The 19,311-nt window shown below is 70.9% G+C and carries 13 protein-coding genes; 4 read left to right on the top strand and 9 right to left on the bottom strand.

The window, feature by feature from the left end; translation table 11 throughout:
- Positions 1-20: 20 nt before the first annotated feature.
- The 7 genes from ABD893_RS13200 to ABD893_RS13170 form a co-directional block, all read right to left on the bottom strand.
- Positions 21-668, bottom strand: a complete 648-nt coding sequence (locus ABD893_RS13200; protein ID WP_345081008.1) for a nucleoside/nucleotide kinase family protein — start codon at positions 666-668, stop codon at positions 21-23.
- The gene (locus ABD893_RS13195) at positions 658-3,882 is read right to left on the bottom strand and encodes a UvrD-helicase domain-containing protein (RefSeq protein WP_345081005.1); all 3,225 of its coding nucleotides are present in this window, start codon (positions 3,880-3,882) and stop codon (positions 658-660) included. The genes ABD893_RS13200 and ABD893_RS13195 overlap by 11 nt, the downstream gene beginning before the upstream one ends.
- A complete protein-coding gene (locus ABD893_RS13190; protein ID WP_345081002.1) occupies positions 3,879-6,566 on the bottom strand; it encodes a PD-(D/E)XK nuclease family protein in 2,688 nt (895 codons plus the stop codon). Before ABD893_RS13190 ends, ABD893_RS13195 begins: the two co-directional genes overlap by 4 nt.
- A gap of 80 nt (positions 6,567-6,646) precedes the next feature.
- Positions 6,647-7,684, bottom strand: coding sequence for a hypothetical protein (locus tag ABD893_RS13185; RefSeq protein ID WP_345080999.1), 1,038 nt, complete (start codon positions 7,682-7,684; stop codon positions 6,647-6,649).
- Between the two features lie 94 nt (positions 7,685-7,778).
- Positions 7,779-8,930 carry an SPFH domain-containing protein gene (locus ABD893_RS13180; protein ID WP_345080996.1) on the bottom strand — a complete coding sequence of 384 codons (1,152 nt, stop codon included), beginning with the start codon at positions 8,928-8,930 and terminating at the stop codon, positions 7,779-7,781.
- A gap of 51 nt (positions 8,931-8,981) precedes the next feature.
- Positions 8,982-9,473 (bottom strand): glutathione peroxidase, encoded by a 492-nt coding sequence (locus ABD893_RS13175; RefSeq protein ID WP_345080993.1) that lies wholly within the window; start codon positions 9,471-9,473, stop codon positions 8,982-8,984.
- A 94-nt stretch (positions 9,474-9,567) separates the two neighbouring features.
- Entirely contained in the window at positions 9,568-10,479 is a 912-nt protein-coding gene (locus tag ABD893_RS13170; protein ID WP_345080990.1) for a PfkB family carbohydrate kinase, read from the bottom strand.
- A gap of 30 nt (positions 10,480-10,509) precedes the next feature.
- Between ABD893_RS13170 and ABD893_RS13165 the strand changes: the two genes are divergently transcribed.
- Positions 10,510-12,387, top strand: coding sequence for a penicillin-binding transpeptidase domain-containing protein (locus ABD893_RS13165; RefSeq protein WP_345080987.1), 1,878 nt, complete (start codon positions 10,510-10,512; stop codon positions 12,385-12,387).
- Here ABD893_RS13165 and ABD893_RS13160 read toward each other — a convergent pair whose 3' ends face one another.
- Positions 12,388-14,451 carry an oxidoreductase gene (locus ABD893_RS13160; RefSeq protein WP_345080984.1) on the bottom strand — a complete coding sequence of 688 codons (2,064 nt, stop codon included), beginning with the start codon at positions 14,449-14,451 and terminating at the stop codon, positions 12,388-12,390.
- Positions 14,452-14,590: 139 nt separating this feature from the next.
- Between ABD893_RS13160 and ABD893_RS13155 the strand changes: the two genes are divergently transcribed.
- Complete coding sequence (locus ABD893_RS13155; RefSeq protein WP_345080981.1) at positions 14,591-15,208, top strand: isochorismatase family protein; 618 nt, start codon at positions 14,591-14,593, stop codon at positions 15,206-15,208.
- 1 nt (position 15,209) lies between these two features.
- Here the strand turns inward: ABD893_RS13155 and ABD893_RS13150 are convergent, their stop codons facing one another.
- Entirely contained in the window at positions 15,210-16,922 is a 1,713-nt protein-coding gene (locus tag ABD893_RS13150) for an HNH endonuclease signature motif containing protein (protein WP_345080978.1), read from the bottom strand.
- 591 nt (positions 16,923-17,513) lie between these two features.
- Here ABD893_RS13150 and ABD893_RS13145 point away from each other — a divergent pair.
- Positions 17,514-18,761: an AAA family ATPase gene (locus ABD893_RS13145; protein ID WP_345080975.1), complete on the top strand. Its 1,248-nt coding sequence runs from the start codon at positions 17,514-17,516 to the stop codon at positions 18,759-18,761.
- A 44-nt stretch (positions 18,762-18,805) separates the two neighbouring features.
- Positions 18,806-19,303 (top strand): DUF1648 domain-containing protein, encoded by a 498-nt coding sequence (locus tag ABD893_RS13140; RefSeq protein WP_345080972.1) that lies wholly within the window; start codon positions 18,806-18,808, stop codon positions 19,301-19,303.
- Positions 19,304-19,311: the final 8 nt, after the last annotated feature.

The raw sequence follows: 19,311 nt of genomic DNA, 5'->3' as shown, positions 1-19,311 counted from the left end.
CCTGCGCGGATGGCCGGGTCTCAGCTCAGCTGCACCACGACGTCCGCCCGGTCGCGGGTCTCCGCGATCAGGCGGGCGTTGTCCTCGTCGGGCCCGAGCGCCCACTCCCGCGCCGCCGCAGGAGTCTTCCCGAAGCGCTCGTGGCGCTCGATCAGCCACCGGTGCCGCAGCTCCTCGTGCGCTTCCACGAACCAGCGCGCATCCAGCATCCCGCGCACCAGCGCCCACGGCCCGTCCTCGCACAGCAGGTAGTTCCCCTCGGTGATCACCAGCGGCACCCCGGCAGGCACCTCGATCGCCCCGGCCAGCGGCTGCTCGAGGTCCCGCTCGAACATCGGCGCCCACACCGGCGGATCCTGCGGCATCGCGGCCCGCAGCCGCTGCAGCAGCGCCACATAGCCGGCGGCGTCGAAGGTGTCCGGCGCCCCTTTCCGCTCGCTCCGGCCCAGCCGCGCGAGCGCCACATCCGCCAGATGGAACCCATCCATCGGCACCACCACGCAGGACCCTGCGGGAAGCTCCCGAGCCAGCATCGCCGTGAGCGAGGACTTCCCCGAACCAGGCGCCCCCGCGATCCCGAGCACCCGGCGCGCTCCGGTCCGCAGCGCCTCATCCAGCAGCACCCGCACAGCACCGACCGCCTGCTCGGCGCTCAGCTCAGCGGGCATGTGCGGCCAGCTCGATCTCGACGATCTCTCCTCGCAGCGGCAGGTGCATCAGGATCCGGTCCGGTGCCCGGCCCGCCGCTGCGAGTGCCCGCGAGTAGGTCGCCATCTGCCCCAGGTACCGCTCGCGGATGTGCGTCACCGGCTCAGCCCCCGGATACGCCTTGTGGTCCACCAGCACGATCTCGCCCGAGGGCAGGCGCAGCAGGGTGTCGATCCACCCCTCCATGACCTGCGCATCTTCGTTCCACCAGGTGATCGGCTGCTCGGTGAGCTGCTCCGCGCCAGGGAACTCGGATGCCACGAAACGCGACCAACTCTCCCCGGCCTCCAGCAGCACCCGCGCCTCCACGGTCCGCGTCACCACCCAGCGCGAGAGCAGCCGCTCAGCGGCCGCGAGCCGCTGCTCCGGCGAGAGATGCTCGAGCGGCAGTGCGAGATAGGCGTGCACAGCCTCGCCGACGCGCTCCCACTGCGGACCGCCGCCGCGCACCAGCACCGGTCCGATGCTGCGGGGCTCCGCGACCTCGCCGAGGGTCCCGTCGGACGCCGCGGCCGATGCCTGGAACCGGGCTGACGCCCGAGCGGTGCCCGGCACCTCGGGGCGCAGCGGGATATCGGTCGCAGCCAACGGGTCCACGCTGCGCGGCAACTTTGCGGGGATCTGCTCCATCAGGTCATCGACGTTCACCGCAGTCACGGTCGCCGGCAGTGCGCCCTCCGTGCCGTGCACGCTGAGCGCCCCGTCGGACCAGCTCACCAGCGGCGGCGTCTCGATCAGGGTGTCGAGCACGGTCGAGGCGCCGGGCACCGCGAGCACCGACGTGCGGGCGGCGCGGGTGAGGGCCACATAGTGCAGCCGCCCGGACTCCTCCGCCTCGGCGTCGCGCCGACGGTTCGCGAAGCCCGAGGCCGCGAGGTTCTCCGCGGTCTCCGCAGGGGCGGCGATCTTCGGCCAGAATCGCAGGCTGCGGCCATCCAGCGGGGCGGTCACGTCGAGCGCTGCGGGGGAGACGACGAGCACGCCGCTGGAGTGGTCGCGCTCCTTCGGCGGGGCACCGAGATAGGCGATGACGTGATCCCATTCCAGGCCCTTGGCACCGTGGATGGTGCCCACCCAGACCGCCTCGGGCAGGGCGGAGAGGTCCGGTCCCTCCGTCCATGCGTCGAGCTCCGCGCGCAGGCCGGTCAGCGTGACGGGGGAGCCCTCCGCCCGTCGCCGCTGCGTGGTCTCCTGCGCCATCGCCCGCAGCGCGTCCAGGCTGCGACGGCGGGAGCCCTGCCCGGTCCAGCGCTTGATCCGCTGCGGCAGGTCCAGGGCGTCGATCAGCGCGCTGATCATCTCCACCGGGGTGAAGTCGATGCAGGCGCGACGCACCTCGCGCAGCCCGGCCAGCACCGGATCCTCCCACCAGCGGGCGAAGACTTCCTTGCGCGCGTCGCGATCCGGCGCCGCCATCAGCTGCGCGAACCAGTCCTCGTGCGCCTCGTGATCGTTCAGCAGCGTCACCAGCTCGGTGAGCGCGAGGGTGTCGGAGCCGTCCAGGGTGACCGCGAGCGCCGCCTGTACCAGCTGCGCCTCGCGGGTCGCGAGCAGCGGATGGGCGGCGCCGGCGGTGGGCACCCCGCGCTGCTGCAGGGCGGCGACCACGGAGGCCCGCTGAATGTTGCTGCGCACGAGCACCGCGGTCGACCCCGGGGTGAACGCGCCCTCATCGATACGGCGGCGGATCTGCTCGGCGATCATCGCCGCGTGCTTCTGCGCGGAGACCACGCGACGGTCGTTCTTCGTCGCCTCCCACACCTCGAGCGTGCCGCCGGCCGCCTCCGCTTCCCGCTGCTCGGGGATCTGGAGCCGCACCCGCTCCAGGCCCTCCCCGTCGGGCGCGAACACCGGGGTGAACAGGGCGTTGGAGAAGTCCACGAGCAGCTTCTGGGAGCGCCAGGAGTGGGAGAGGTTCTTGACCTCGCCGGTCCCGAACACGGTCCCGCCGCCTTCGAGCGCGGCGATGATGTCCTGCATCAGGCGCGGATCGGCGTCGCGGAAGCCGTAGATCGCCTGCTTGGGGTCGCCCACCCAGATCTTCTCCTCGATGAGCTGGGAGAGCTCGAGGAAGAGGGCCAGCTGCACGGGGGAGGTGTCCTGGAACTCGTCGACCGCGAGCAGGCGATAGCGCGAGGCGATGGACTCCCGCACCCGCGGGGAGTCCTGCAGCAGCCGCAGCGCCTGCACCTCCTGGTCGATGAAGTCGATCAGCCCCAGCTCGCGCTTGTAGGTCTCGTAGGCGTCCAGCGAGTCCGCGGCGACGTCGAGCACGAGCGCGATGAGATCGCGGAGGTCCTGCTGCCAGGCCGGGTTCTGGGCGAAGCCCTCGGAGACCTCGATCGCGAGCGGCTCGAGGGCCTTCTTCGCCGGCGCCCCGAAAGCGCCGCCGGCCAGCCGCAGCCAGCTCGACCACGGTGCCCGCTCCCGATCCCGCAGGGTCCGCTCGAGTCGCCGCAGCGTGTCGAGGTCAGTCCGTGCTTTGTTCACGCTGCGCGGGGCGATCGGCCCGCCGTCGACCGACGCAGCCAGGTCCGCCGCGAACCCCTCGATCCGCTGCCCCAGCTCGTGCAGCCAGCGGCCCCGCAGATCCTCGCCCGGCTCGGGCAGCTGGGCCGCTTCCCGCAGTTCCTCCCAGGAGCGCGGCGCCGCCGCCCGCAGCTCCTCGGCCCCGAGCAGGTTGGTGCGGGCGGCGTCGGCGACGTCCTTCACCCGCCCGCGCCAGGCCTGCTTCCGGTTGCCGAAGCCGAAGCCGGTGTCCTTCTCGTCGCCGTCATGCTCGGTACGAGCCAGCATCGCCGCCCAGCGCACCCCGGCAGCGGCGGCGGTGCGGTCGATCGCCGCCGCGAAGGCCGCCTTCTGGGTCGTGTCGTCCAGCACCTGCACCTGCGGGGAGATGCCCGCATCCAGCGCATACTCGGTCACCAGGCGCCCGGCCACCGAGTTCACGGTGCTGATCAGAGCGCTGTCGATGCCGCGCGCCGCCTCGACCTGCTGACGGTCCAGGAGCGTGGAGCGCACCCGCTGGGAGAGCTCGTCAGCTGCCTTGACGGTGAAGGTGGTGGCGATGACCTGCGAGGGGTCCAGCCCGGCCGCGAGCCGCTCCGCGAGCAGCCGGGTCAGGGTGTACGTCTTGCCGGAACCGGCCGAGGCGTTGATCAGGGTGAAGCTCATGATGCATCGCCTCTCAGGCCGCACAGCAGGGAGAAATCGCAGAAGTCGCAGCGGGCATCGACCACGATCCCGCCGTCGGCCCGCGCCTCCTCCTGCGCTGCGGCGTAGGTCTTCTTCGCGTCGACGCGCGGGGTGCCGAGCCCCTGCCCGGCATCGACCAGGATCTGCCCGGACTCTGCCGTGACGGTGCCCGCCCCGATCGCATCCAGCGCCTCGGTGATCCCGCCGACGGTCGTCGACCATGCCTCGGCGATGTCCAGCGTGGGCCGGCCGTGGGGGTCCAGCGCCGGGTTCGCGGAGACGAACTCGCCCTGCTTGAGCAGGAAGTAGCCGACGTCGGCCGAGTCGTCATGCAGCGACCAGGCATAGGAGGCGAGCTGCAGCGCCTCACCGGCATCGAACAGCTCGGGATACTTCTTCGCGGCCGAGGTCCACTTCAGGTCGATCACGGTGGGCCTCCCGGCGGCGTCCTCGGCGAGCACATCCCGGTAGCCGAGGAACGGCACCTCGAGGTCCCCGCGCTGCAGATGCAGGGTCAGCGGCTCTTCGAAGCGGGACTCCACAGAGGTGATCACGAGCCCCGCGTCCGCCAGCCGGCTGAAGAACTCCACCAGCGAACGCACCGCGGTCTCGCGCATCGAGGTCAGCTCCACCTCCCGACCCGGCAGCAGCAGCTCTGAGGCGAGCTGAGGCACGAGGCGGTCGAGCATCGTCGAGATCTCCGCGGCCGAGGGAGACCCGCCGCGCTCCCGGCCAGCGTTCACGAGCTCCTCGACCACGGCATGCACGAGGGTGCCGATCATCTGATTGCCGCTGGGCACGCTCGCGACCGACGCCGGGCGGATCCCGAGCCCGGTGCGATAGGTCCATTTCTGCCGGCAGCCCAAAAGGTTCTCGGCCTGCGAATAGCTCAGCGCAGTCGGCACCAGGTGCGGCGCGGGACCGGCATGCTTGGTGAGATCCAACGGCGGCTCCGGTCGTTCCTCCGCAGGAGGAGCACTCAGCGGCCGACGCGACCCCGCCAGCTCCCAGCCCCCGTCCCCGACCGCCGCGCGGGAGTCCACCCGATACCGCTCGAGCACCTCGGCGACGTCCTCCCCAGCCGCGGCCCGCTCCGCGGCGAGGTGGGCGAGCAGGGAGTGCGGGGCGGTCGCCTTCTCGACGCGGCTGCGGGTGCGGACCACGACCAGCCGGCCGGCGTCGCGCAGCCCGCGCAGGCCCGCATCTGTCTCCAGGGCGGCGAGCGCGGCCGGGTCGACCACCCGTGCCCCGAGCCCTGCGAGCGCCTCGATCTCGACGCTGTCCCAGGACACCCCGGTGTACGGATCCTGCCGGTCCGCGCCCCACCACAGCACGTCTCCGCCGCGCGGGCGGAGCTGCGCCGGGCGGGTGCAGGTGGTCCAGGCGTCGGTCGCCTCGGGGCGGGCGACGGGGGAGGCGGCGCGCCCGCCCGCGGCCTCGACGATCTGGGAGAGTTCACGCGCGCCCAGCATGTGCTGCTCACCGAGGGTGTCGAGCACGGCGAGGAAGGTCTGCAGATGGGCGCTCGCCCGCACCAGAGAGGGCGCGCCCTGCCCGAGCGCGCGCAGCCGCTCCCCGAGCCAGGTGGTCGCCGCCCGCAACCGGGCAGGCGTCAGCTCGTCGGGGCTGATCGGCGCCGTGACCAGCGCAGAGACCTCCCGTGCGATCGCCAGCGCCGCCGCCTCCTCGGGATCGGCGGCGAGCTCCGCGAGCACCGCCTGCCAGGCCGAGCCTCCCGTGCCGGGCTCGGCGGCCAGCGCGTCGAGGAATCGGCGCCGCACCCGTGAGGGCACCAGGCCGATGGGCTCGCGGTCGGAGTCGGGGGCATCGAGCACCCGCAGGTCGAGGAAGGCGCCGAGCTGCTGCACATCCACCGGGGCGATCGCGATCGAGAGGTACAGCGGGAGGATCTGCAGGCTGGTGCGGTCCGCGGAGGCTCCCGCCACCCCGATCGCCGCCTGGCCACGGCGGTGCAGCTCCTGGTCCAGCAGGATCGTGTCCTCGGTGGCGAGGACGTGCACGGGATCCCCGCCGCGCCCGGCGAGGAAGCGGGCGGCGGTCTCGGCGGCGGTCCATTCGTCGTCGGCCTCCAGGAGCATCAGCTCCGGGCGCCCTGACGGCGCCTCGTCAGCCCGACGGATCTCCGCACCGGCTCCGGCCAGCAGCTCCACCAGCTGCGGCCATAGCCCTGGCAGGGTGGCCGGCTCCTCATGGCAGAGGACCTGCTCGATCCCTAGTGGCCAGGGCGAGGCAGCGAGCTCCTGGAGCAGGTCGACGATCTCTCGCAGATCATCCGCCGCGCCGGGGGAAAGGCCAGCAGCCTCCTCGATCGCGCACAGCGCCTCGATCCGTGCCGGCAGCCCGGACGCCCTGCGCAGCGAGGCGCCGGCCATCACGGCGGCATCCCGCCAGGCCAGCATCGTGCCCGCAGTCGCCCAGGGGTCGACGTCGAACGAGGACCGCACCCACCCGTGGTCCGCCGCGGCGATCGCGCGGGCGTACTGGGCGATCCGCACCGCCGGATCGACCGACGGACGGGTGAGCGCGAGCCGTGTCTGCAGCAGCTGCACGAGGCCACGGGGCCCCATCCGCACCGTCCCGGCGGCGCTCGCGCCATCCGCCCAGGCGGTGCCGTCCAGCGACCAGCCGAACTCGATCTGCATCTGGGCTCCTCCGTCGTCGCATGTCCCGCCCCAGACTAGGGGAGGGGGCGGACATCGGGGATCAGGTCCGGCCAGCACGGTCAGCGGTTGAACGGATCATCCGCGCGGACGCCCCAGCTGAACCCGCGCTCGTAGAGCACCATCGCGGAGTCATCCGGGGCGAGCACCAGATCCTGTCCTTCACCGCTCACCCGCAGGGTGCCGTCGGCCTGCTCCTGGAGCGTCAGCGTGAGCACGACGGGCTCGATCGCGGAATGCTCCTGCAGCGGTGTCCCCTGCTCCCGCAATGGCCCCAGCGACAGCTCCACGGCACCCTCCCCGGTGCGCTCATAGCTCCCGGTCAGCAGCTCCCCGTTCGCCTGCCGGAGCTGCACCGCGGCGCGGCCGTCGTACTCCACCTCGCCGAAGGCGAGCGCGCTCCAGCGCGTATCCTCGTGCAGCTGTGCGGCGGGCTCGGCGGTATCCTCCTGCACGGTCCACACCCCGGCCGGTGCGGACTCGTCGACGCTCCGCTCGGGGTACATCGCGCCGACGCCCCAGCCCAGCACGACCACCAGCAGCAGCGCGGCGAGCGGGCCGGCGATGTTCGTGATCCGGGCGGCCGGCCGCCACGGCACCAGCGTGGGCAACGGTCCCTTCCCGATCTCTCCATGGCCGAGGAACGCCTTGGCCAGGCGCGGCATCCACGGGATCAGCACGAGCAGCGCCATCACCAGCAGCGCGAGCGCGATCTGCTTGACCGGCACGTCATAGCCGAGGTTCAGCACCAGCACGAGCGACATCGAACCGGCGGCGATCACCGCACCGAGCGGCACCGATCGCCGCCACAGCAGCGCGATCGCGGCGCCCCATTCGGCAAGGCCCGCCAGGAACTGGAACAGCGGCGAGAAGGCCATCATCCGCCACAGCATCCCCATCGGGCTCATCTCGCCCTGGGTGATCAGCGCATCGCCCATGTCGGTGACCCCGAACTGACCGAGCACGAGCTTCGCGTAGCCGTAGTAGAGCATCGCCACCGCGAGCAGCAGCCGTACGCTGCCGTGCGCCCACCAGCCCAGGGTCACCGCGGCGGTGCGGGCCATCCGCTTCTCGGCGGAGTAGTCAGCAGAATCGTTCATACCCCCAGCTCATCGCAAAGGCCGACCCCGAGGGATCATCCCTCGGGATCGGCCAGGTGCGACTTTCGGCGATTCACCGGCGCGCGATCATCCTTCAGCCCTGGTTCGCGCTGCCCGGGCGCGTCCACGGCGGGACGCTCCCACCCGGATAGCCGTTCGGGGCCTGCGGTGACTGCTGTGCCTGCTGCCTCGCCGTGCGGGCGCGCTGCTCGGCCTGAGCCCGGGCCTGCTCGGCCCGCGACTGCTCCTGCTCGCGCAGCTGATCGGCGGAGATGCGCTTGCGGGAATCGGCGTCGGCCACATCGGCGTCCTGGCTGGCCGCGGCCGCGGCCTGCGACTCCAGCATCGCGGTGCGGATCTCGTCGCCCATGGAGCCCACGGCGCCCGGGTTCGAGGGCAGGAACAGCACGTTGGAGCGGGCGTTGCGCGCCACGTCCTGCATGGTGTCGAAGTACTGCGTCATCAGCAGCAGCTGCTCGGCGGAGTTCTCGATGCCGACCTTGCGGAGCATCTCGTACTGCTCGGCGATGCCGAGGGCGATCGCCTTGCGCTGGGCGGCGACGCCCTCACCCTGGAGGCGCTTGGACTCTGCTTCCGCCTCGGCCTGGGTGACGCGCTTGATCTTGTCCGCCTCGGCGAGGGACTGCGCCGCGACCCGGTCGCGCTGGGCGGCGTTGATCGAGTTCATCGAGTCGCGCACGCGCTGGTCCGGGGAGATGTCCTGGACCAAGGTGTTGATGATGTTGAAGCCGAACTTCTGCATCGAGGTCGCGAGGGTCCGCTCGACGCTGCTGGCGATGTCGTCCTTCGACTCGAAGGCCTGATCCAGCTCGAGGCCGGACAGCGCCGAACGCACCGTGTCGAAGACGTAGGAGCGGATCTGCGCTTCAGGGTTCGACAGCTCGTAGTACGCAGCGACGACCTGTTCCTTCTCGATCTGGTACTGGACGGCGACCGGGACGTTGACGAACACGTTGTCCTTGGTCTTGGACTCGATGTTCACCTCGAGCTGCTGCACGCGCAGCGAGACCGGCTTGGTGATGTTGTCGATGAAGGGGGTCTTGAAGTTCAGGCCGGCATTCGCGACGCGCTTGAACTTGCCGAAGCGTTCGATGATGACGGCTTCCTGCGTATGCACGGTGAACATCAGCGAGGTGCGCAGGCCGCCGAACAGCAACGCTCCCACGATCACGAGGAAGATCAGGAAGCCGATGCCGAGGACGAGGAAGAGAATGACGCCTTCCATGGGGGTCACCTTTCAGGTAGGTGGTGGGTTGTGACCCACGCTACCAACCCTTCATGGGCGCAGGCCCAGCTCGGCCTCGATACGTCGGGCGATGCGGGAGGGTGGCACCGGTGGAGCGTACCGACGCAGCACCTTCCCCTCGCCGTCGATGAGGAACTTGGTGAAGTTCCAGGCGATGCGCCCGCCGATCACTCCGGCCTTCTGCGTGCACATCCATTGCCACAGCGGGTGGGCGGAGGAGCCGTTGACGTCGATCTTCGAGAACAGCGGGAAAGTGACCTCATAGCTCGAGGTGCAGATCTCCAGGATCTCCTCATCTGCCCCCGGCTCCTGATGGAACTGGTCGGAGGGGAAGCCGAGCACCGTGAAGCCATGGGCGGAGAAGCGGTCGTGCAGCTCCTGCAGGCTGGTCAGCTGCGGCGTGAAGGCGCACAGCGTGGCGGTGTTGACCACGAGGACCAGGCGGCCGCGGTACTCACTCATCGCTCGGAGCTCGCCATCGATGGTGAGCGCTGAGAAGTCGTGGAAGGTCGGGTCAGCCATGGTCTCCTGATTCGGATCGAAAGGTGATGTGCGCCTCTATATTAGGCGCGGGCCCTGATCAGGTGCGGGGACCACGCTCCCGGCAACCTGTACGTCAGGCGAGGAACTCGTCGACCTCGGCGCGGGTGGGGGCGCTCTCGGTGCCGTGGCGGGTCACGGCGATCCCGGCGGCGGCGTTGGCGCGGGTGGCCGCAGATTCCCAGTCCGCGCCGAGCGCCCGCTCGGCCAGCATCACCCCGGTGTGGGTGTCGCCCGCGCCGTTGGTGTCCACCGCCTTCTGCGGGAAGGCAGGGATCTGGGTGCCCCGGCCGTGATGGAACACCAGGCAGCCGCGATCGCCGTCCCGCACCACCACCGCAGCGCCCGGGGCGAGCCGCCGACGGATCGCCTCCGGGGTGTCCTCGAGGTCGTCGAGATCGGTGAGCGCCCGTGCTTCGTCGGCGTTCGAGGTCCATACCGTGGTGCGCGCCAGCACTCGCCGTTGGAGCTCGCGGGGGAAGTCCGCGAACGGGTCGCCCGGATCCAGCACCACGTCGACCCCCTCGGGCAGGGTCTCGAGGAACTCCAGCAGCGGATCGCGGGTGGGCTCGAACAGGCTGTACCCGGAGATGCACACCAGGTCGCCGGGCTGCGGAGCCAGGGTCGCCAGCGATTCGGCGGTGATCTGCCGCTCCGCCCCGTAGACGGTGAGGAAGGTCCGTTCGGCCGACGGTTCGAGCAGCACCGTGCAGTAGCCGGTATCCACGTCGGGACGGATCTCGTCGGACAGGATCACGCCGTCCCGTGCGAGCGCCTCGCGGATCAGGTCGCCGTGCGGGCCGGTGCCGTGCGCTCCGCCGTGGACCGCCTCCGCGCCGGTGCGAGCGGCGGCGATCAGCGTGGTCACCGCGCCGCCGGCATACCAGCGTTCGCTGCGGGCGTTGGCGTTGCCGCCGCGTGGGGGCAGCTCGTCGATCTCCAGGATCACGTCGACGAGCGCTTGGGCAGTGTGGAGCACTCGGGGCATGCGCACGAGTCTAGGTGGGAGCATGGGGCAATGGCCTCCTCTTCAACCCGTCGAGCACCCCTGTTCATCCTGATCGCCGTGCTCGCGATCGCCGCGCTGGTGGTGGGTGTTCTGCTGTGGCGCAGCAGCGCCGACGACGGGCAGGAGGAGGCGGAGGCGCTCGCCGCAGCGCTTTCGGAGGGCTCCGCAGCCCCACACCAGCAGGTGCTCGGCCCGCTCATCGAGGCGACCGGCGCCGCCCCGCAGGTCGAGCTCACCGATGCCGGGGCCGCCGAGGACGGCGTGCGCACTGCGACCCTCGCCTGGACCTGGACCCTCTCGGATGACGCCGGGACCTGGGAGTACACCACCGAGGCGACTCTGCGTCGCGGCGAGGACGGCTGGGCACCGGAGCTCCGCCCGGAGGTCTACGCCCCGGGCCTGGGCAGCGACGAGCATCTGGACCTCGCGACCGTGCCCGCGACGCTCGGCACCGTCACCGATCGCGACGGCGAGATGCTGTACGGCGAACTCCCGGTGAAGGTCCTGGGCCTGGACAAGACCCAGCTCGAGGAGAGCGAGCAGGAGGCCGCGGCCCGCGACCTCGCCGGCCTGCTGGGCATCGACCCCGACCGCTACGCCCAGGCCGTCGCCGACAACGGCCCCGAGGCCTTCGTCCCTGCCCTCACCATCCGCGTCGAGGCCGAGGGGGAGTACCCGCTGGACGAGGCCGCGCAGCTCACCGGCTTCCACGCGGTCGAGCAGAACCGTCCCCTCGCCGCCCAGCGGGACTTCGCCCCCGGCGTGCTCGGCTCGCTGCGTGAGGCGAGCGCCGAGGACATCGAAAAGTCCGAGGGCGAGCTCGTCGCCGGAGACCTGGTCGCCAGCGGCGGCGTGGTCGCCGCCCGGCATGACGCGCTCGTCGGCACCGACGGCGCCGAGGTGGTCGCTGCGGCCGACGACAGCAGTGAGCAGCGTTCCCTGCATCGGGTCGATCCGCTGGACGGCGTGGCCGTCCCCACCACTCTCGATTCCGCTCTGCAGAGCCTGGCCACCGAGGCGATCGCCGATGCGGAGTCCCCGGCCGCGGTGATCGTGCTGCAGCCCTCCACCGGTGATGTCCTGGCCTCCGCCCTCGGTCCCACCGGCCAGTCCTATCCGGTGGGTCTCGTCGGCCAGTACGCCCCCGGCTCCACCTTCAAAGCGGTCACCGCCCTCTCGCTGCTGCGGGCAGGCGTCACCCCGGACACCGAGCTGGAATGTCCCGAGACCGCGACCATCGACGGCGCGAGCTTCAAGAACGCCGACTCGATGGACCCGTCCCTGTTCGGCTCCATGCCGCTGCGCAGCGTGATCGCGCACTCCTGCAACACCGCACTGCTGCTGCAGCACGACACGGTGGACCAGCCGGCGCTCGCCGACGCCGCCACCACCCTCGGGATCGGTCAGGAGGCCCCCGACGGGCTCGAGGCATTCATGGGCTCTGTCGATCCCGAGGACACCGGCACCGAGCACGCCGCGGCGATGATGGGCCAGGGCCGGGTGCTCACCTCCCCGCTGTCCATGGCGGTGGTGCTCGCGAGCGTCCAGAACGGTGCCACGGTCTCCCCGCGGATCCTCGCCGACGCCGACCCGGTGACCACCGAGGTGCCCCACCCGCTGAGCACGGAGGAGACCTCGCAGATGCAGGAGATGCTGCGCGGCGTGGTCACCGACGGCAGCCTGGACGAGTTCGCGGACCTCCCCGGCGAGCCGGTGATCGGCAAGACCGGCACCGCGGAGTGGACCAACGCGGAGGGCGAGCTGAAGCTGCACTCCTGGGTGATCGTCGCCCAGGGCGACCTCGTCGTCGCCGCCTTCGTCGAGGACGGCAGCTACGGCTCCGTGACCGCCGGACCGATCGCCCGCGAGGTGCTCGAGGGGGCGTAGCTAGAGCCCGGCGGCGACCTCGACGGCCTGCCGGATCGCCCGCTCGGCGTCGAGCTCCGCGGCGACGTCGGCCCCGCCGATCACATGCACGCGGGGCGCCCGGCCCTTGCGCGCGGCGGTCACCTCATCGGCCAGGGCGTTGACGCTGACCTGCCCCGCGCACACCACGACCGTATCCACCTCGAGCACCCGGGCCTCCTCGCCCTCGAGGATGTGCAGGCCCAGTTCGTCGACGCGGCGGTAGGTCACGCCGCGATGCTGGATCACGCCCGCGTGGCGCAGCTCGGCCCGGTGCACCCAGCCGGTGGTGCGGCCGAGCCCCGCCCCGATCCGGGTCTCCTTGCGCTGCAGCAGATGGATCTCGCGGCGCGGCTCCTCGACGGGCCGGGTGGTGACGCCGCCGCGATGCTCCTCGTCGGCCTCCACCACACCCCAGTGCGTCTTCCACACGGCCACATCCAGCGTGGGCGAGGGCCGCGGGGCGCTGAGGAACTCGGCCACGTCGACCCCGATCCCGCCGGCGCCGATGATCGCGACCCGTTCCCCGGCCTCGGCCCGGCCCTCGAGCAGGTCGGCGTAGCTGATCACCTGCGGTCCGCCCTCGGTGGGCAGGTCGATCTCGCGGGGCTTCACACCGGTCGCGACGATGACATCATGGAAACCGCTCAGGTCCGCACCCGTCGGCCGAACCTCCAGCCGGATCCCGACCCCGGCTGCTGCGAGCCGCATCCGCCAGGACTGCAGCGCCTGCGCGTAATCCTCCTTGCCGGGGATGCGGGCGGCCAGTCGCAGCTGTCCGCCGATCTCCGCGGTCGCCTCGAAGAGGGTCACGATGTGGCCGCGCTCCGCGGCGGCCAGCGCCGCCTCGAGCCCGGCGGGACCCGCGCCGACGACGGCGACCTTGCGGGCGCGACGTTCGATCACGGGCTTCAGCACCAGCTCCGTCTCGTGCCCGGCGCGGGGGTTCACCAGACAGCTGGCCCGCTTGCCATCGAACACCTTGTCCAGGCAGGCCTGGTTGCAGGAGATGCAGGCCACGACCTGGTTCGCGCGGCCCTCCGCGAGCTTGTTCGGCAGCTGCGGATCCGCCAGCAGCGGGCGCGCCATCGAGATCAGATCCGCCTGGCCGTCGGCGAGGACCTGTTCGGCGACGGTGGGGTCGTGTATCCGGTTCGAGGCGATCACCGGCACGTCCACCAGCTCGCGCAGGGCGGCGGTGTTCTCGGCGAAGGCCGCGCGCGGCACGGAGGTGACGATGGTGGGCACCCGCGCCTCATGCCAGCCGATCCCGGAGGAGAGTACATCCACGCCGCGCTCGACGAGTCCCTGGGCGAGGGCGGTCGTCTCCTCCCAGGTCTGGCCGCCGGGGACCAGGTCCAGCAGGGAGAGGCGGTAGCTGAGCAGGGCGTCGGGGCCGATCGCTTCGCGCACGGCAGCAGCCACGGCGAGCGGCATCGTCCGTCGGCCGTCTGCGCCGCGTCCCCAGCGGTCTCGGCGACGGTTGGTGGCCGGGGCCAGGAACTGGTTCAGGAGGTAGCCCTCGGAGCCCATGATCTCGACGCCGTCGTAGCCCGCCTCGACGGCCCGCTGTGCAGCCTCGGCGAAGTGCTCGACGGTGCGGCCCACTCCGCGCCGGGTCAGGCGCCGGGCCCGGAAGGGGGACAGCGGCGACTTCCCGGCGGCGGAGGAGGCGGCCAGGGGGTGGAAGGCGTAGCGGCCGGCGTGCAGCAGCTGCAGGATGATCCGGCCGTCGGCCTCATGGACCTCGCGGGTGATGACGCGGTGACCGCGCAGGGTGCGGGCATCGGCCTGTGCGCCGCGCGGGGTGAGCCGGCCGGTGCGGTCGGGGGAGAAGCCGCCGGTGACGATCAGCCCGGCACCGCCCCGTGCGCGCTCGCCGAGATAGGCGGCGAGCTTCTTGATCTCGGCGGGGCGGTCCTCGAGGCCGACGTGCATCGAGCCCATCACGATACGGTTGCGCACCTCGAACGGACCCAGGTCCAGCGGCGAGAGCAGCCGGGAATAGGTGCGGGGCGCGGTCGGGTGGAGAGGCAACTCTGACATGCGAGCGATTCTGCCAGGCTCTGGCGGGGAGCGGGTTCGCGGCGGTGACGGCGGTGGCGGTGGCCGTGGCGGCGGCGGTTGCGGTGGTGCGGCACTGCGTACGCTGGGGTGGATCCCTGTCGCCGGAGCGAGGAGTGCTATGTCAGCGCGGATGCTGATCATCGTTGATGTCCAGAACGACTTCTGTGAGGGCGGTGCGCTCGGCGTCGACGGGGGCGCCGGGGTCGCGGCGCGGATCGCCGAGCATGTGCGGCTCCATGGCGCCGGGTATGACCGCATCCTCGTCAGCCAGGACTGGCATCGCGGGGACACGGACAACGGCGGGCACTTCGCGGTGCCGCCGGCAGAGCCGGATTTCCTCGCGACCTGGCCGGTGCACTGCGTCGCGGAGACCGCGGGTGCGGCGCTGCATCCCGAGATCGCGGCGCTCGCCGAGGAGCTGGGGGAGCGGCTCGAGATCGTGCGGAAGGGTCACGGGATCCCGTCGTACAGCGTGCTCGAGGGGACGGTCGTCGCGACGGGTGAGCAAGTGGCACGGCTGATCGCTGAGGCGGAATGGGAGCGGATCGACGTGGTCGGGCTCGCCTACGACTTCTGCGTACGCGCGACGGCGCTCGGGGCAGCCGAGTCTGGTGCGCCGGTGCGGGTGCTGCGGGATCTCACCGCGGCGGTGCACCCCGCCGAGATCCCGGCCCTCGAGGTGGAGCTGTCGAAGGCTGGGATCGAGGTCAGTGCCTCGCCGGGTCTGACTGCCTGAGTCAGAAGGGTGGTTCGGTCTCGTCGTAGGTGAGGCCGGGTGGGATGATTCGGCGGCCGCGGTGTTTGGCCCACGCGGCGCGGCGGTCTTCTGCCGCGCGTTCTTGCCGGGGTCTGGCTTTCTCTTCGGCGTGGAGGCGCAGCGCGTCCTCGTGGGCGCGTTGGTAGGTCCGCCAATCCCGGTCGAGGATCCGGGCGAGGCGTGGGGTCAGCAGATCCGTGTCCTCTACCGTGCGTAGCCGGATATCCCGCCCGATATCCCACGTCGTCTCCAGCGGCCCAGCGGTCGTGGTCCCGTCACCACCAGCGGGGTCATCGGCCGGGTCACGGATCGGGTCGATCATGCCAGCGGTCTTCTGTTTGTGGTGGAGCCAGCAGAGGCGGTGCAGATTCCATAGCGAGGTCTGCCCACCCTGATCGGGATGTTCGTGGTCGTATTCGATGATGTGGTCATCCTCCGCAGCGATCACCGTCGCCCGGGTGCAGCCCGGCACCGCACACACGGGGTGCCGTAGCCGCAGCTGCAACCGCATCTGCGCGGTCGGCGTGTAGGTCTCCGCCGTCACCGGCAGGTACGCGCCGGTGATCGGGTCGGTGAGGATCCGCTGCCACGTCGGTTCCCCCGCGGCGAGCTCCCTCGCGAGCTCTGCGGGCAGGGGCGTCATCCCATCCAGCAGCGCCGGCGCGTCACTATGGCCCATCAACGTCAGGGCCGGGACGGTGACCAGGATCTTGTACGGCCGTACTGTCTCCTCGACCGGATCGATATCCAGGACCGAATGCGTCAAAATCGCATACCTCAGCGTCCGGAGCGACAAGGCCGTCCCTCGGTCGGCGAGGTCACGATCAATATCGAACGGCAACGGTCCCTCCGCCCCGGCTTCGAGCGCGTGACGCTGAGCCTTCTGGACGGTGCGGGCTGCGATATCGAGCCGGTGGGCAAGGGCCTGGATCTCCGGGATCGGACCGGTCACCATCAGCGACGCGGTCCCCGTCTCGGTATCAACCCCCACGATCTCCACATTCCGTGACTGCGACGGCAGGGCAGGCAGAGTCCCGGCGGTCGCGAGAGCGACACCGAGCCGGACCTGCTTCTCGAACGTGTCCTGCGAGACCGACGGGATCTGGACCGCAGCCATATGCGCATCCACGTCCCGGGCCTGGTCCTCGGTCAGGCGACGGGTGTGGCGGATCAGGTAGTGGTGCCAGTCCTCGGGCAGCTCCCCGCGCCGCAGATACGTGAACGTCACCGGCATCCACGCAACCGCCAGATGCGCATCACGCACCATCGCGTGGGCCTGGAGATAGGTGCACCGCAGCCCGGCGGCGACCTTCAGCGCAGTGATGTCCGCGTCATCGAGCACGCCCTGCACCTCGGGATCCTCCCGAAAGAACGTCGAGAGCTGACGCAGCTGATGCGCCCGCAGACTCGCCCGGAACCGCATCGTCCGATGCAGATCCATCACCCGCCCCGCATCCAAACTCCCCGGCACAGCCTCAGCGAGGATGTACTCCGCATCCAACTCCCGCCGCGCACGCACCCTCCACGCCGGCAGGCCTTCCGGCGCGGTACCGGGGGCCGAGGAGCGCGCGGCAGAGACATCACCGTCGGTCGGCACCTCCCCGGCCGCGACCCCATCACGCGCAGGGGCTCCGGCCGGCTGCTGACCCGCATCCTCGTCGGACGCGAACTGATCCTTCTCGAACTCACCCACCGAAACCCCTCCTCCCCGCCCACCAAGAAACCCTCGCGAACCACTCCTGCAATATCCCTCAATACTAATTCCCCACCGTCGCTTACTGAAGGGTCAGTGCGAAATGGGGATGAGTCTGTGGATAACCCACGAGTGGGGAGGAACCGTCGCACAAAGGGAAGGCTGACGAGGCGTCACTGAGGCGCTGCCAAGATGCTGCAGGGGCTCCACGGATGCGCTCGCGGGATATCTACGGAGGCATTTGTCGAGGCTAGCTTGATGTGAAGTACCAGGTGGGCCTGTTGGCATGCACTGCAAGTGCAGGCCGCGGAGGGGCCCGCGAGAAGTGCGCACCGCCACGAACGAAAGTGCCGATGAGGACGAGTCCGGGCGGACTTTAAAAGAGATTATTCAATTGTCAATACCCGCCGCAGGAATGTGGATAACTCGCACTGGGGAGGAACGGTGCGGCCAAGGGCGAGACGGCGCCCCGCGGCCAGAAATCCCCGCCGTCCGAGAGCCCCGCGGTCAGAGACCTGCACACGCAGTCCGGCCCCCGTGCACGCAGACCAACCCCTGTACATACAGCGACATACAGCGCACCATAGATCCATGGCCACGCCCTCCCCGATGAACCGCTCGACGCTCCCACCGACCCCACCGACCCCACAGACCCCAACGACCCCGGCGAACCCCTTCACCCCAGGCTTCGGGCTCACCCCGATGATCCTCGCCGGGCGGGACCTCGCGATCGAGGAGTTCACCGCGGCGCTGGCCGGGAACGTGCCCGAGGCGAGGGCGATCCTCATCTCCGGCGCGCGAGGCTCTGGCAAGACTGTCCTGCTCACCGAGTTCCGGGAGCTCGCCCTCGACGCCGGATGGACCGATCTGCGTCTGCACACCTCCTCGACGTCCCTCACCGAGGAGCTGCGCAGTCAGGCCATCGCGCGTCTGCGGGAGATGGATCCCGAGGCCGAGACCTCGCGCCTGACGTCCGCGCGCGCCTTCAACGTGAGCGCCTCCCGCGACATCGTCCAGCGCTACGAGGGGGAGGGGGAGGTGCTCACCACGGTGCTCGACCGCCTCGCCCAGCTCACCGACGAAGACGGCGGCGGGCTGCTGATCACCCTCGATGAGCTGCAGTCGGTCGAGCGCGACCAGCTGCACGCCCTCACCCAGCACGTGCAGGACCTCATCGGGTCCGGTCATGCCGTCGCCTTCATCGCCGCTGGTGTGCGGCCCGGGGTCGACGCGCTGCTGGACCATGAACGCACCACCTTCCTGCGCCGCGCCCACCGCATCGAGGTGGGCAGCGTGGACGTCGGCACGGCGGCGGAGGCGATCCGCATGACCATCGCCGACACCGCCAAGACGATCACCCCGGATGCCGCCGTGCTGGCCGGAGAGATCTCCCGCGGGTACCCCTACCTGATCCAGCTCATCGGCTCGAAGGCCTGGCAGAACTGCGGCGGGGCGGACACGATCGAGATCGAGGACGTGCGCGGAGGGCGCGACGCCGTGATCGCGGCGATGATCAAGAACGTCCACGGTCCGGCGCTGCGCGGGCTGAGCCCCCGCAAACGCGAGTACCTCCACGCGATGCTCGAGGACGAGGGTCCGTCGGCCGTCGGCGACATCGCGAAGCGGATGGGCATCGATCCGCGCAACCAGTCGACCTACCGCGAGCGACTCATCGAAGAGGAGCTGATCCGCCCCGCCGGTCGCGGCTTCGTCGAATTCTCCCTGCCCTACCTCGGCGACGCGCTGCGTCACGAGGCGCGGGAGGGCGTCGGAGCGGACGTCGAACCCGATCGCGGGGTCCGACGCTCCCACCGGTCGCGGCGCGAAGATCGACCTTAGGGGGAGGCGCAGGCCCCGCCGCCGTCAGTACCGTGGCGAATGCTATGAACACCCTCCTCGCCACCTCCCCGCGTCCCGCCCGCACCTATCGCACCGGCACGATCACCTGGGGCCTGCGGGCTCTCGGCGTGCTCGGGGCCCTTGGGGTCACGGCGTGGATCCTGGCGCGCTATCCGTCCCTCCCAGACACCGTCGCGACCCACTTCGACGCGAGCGGGCAGGCCGACGACTGGGGTCCGAAGTGGTCGATCCTCGTGCTCGCCGGAGTGATGCTGCTGCTGTCTCTGGGCCTCGCAGCGCTGTCGAGCCGCCCGCGAGCCTTCAACTATCCGCTGGAGATCACGGCGGACAACGCCCAGACCGTCTACCGCGAAGGGGAGCGGCTGATGGTCTGGACGTTGCTCGGGCTGGTGGCGATCTATGCCGGGATCGCCTGGTCGACGGTGCTGACCGGCGGAGCACCGCTGATCGCCGTCGGCGTTGTGGTGATGGTCGCGGCAGTCGTCATCGGGATCATCCGCCTGGTCCGCGCCGGGCGCTGAGCGCCGCT

Origin of the sequence: Brachybacterium paraconglomeratum (assembly GCF_039541415.1) — a bacterium.
Taxonomy (GTDB): Bacteria; Actinomycetota; Actinomycetes; order Actinomycetales; family Dermabacteraceae; genus Brachybacterium; species Brachybacterium paraconglomeratum_A.
The sequence above is the reverse complement of the archived record's forward strand: the minus strand, read 5'-3'. Positions and strand labels throughout refer to the sequence as shown.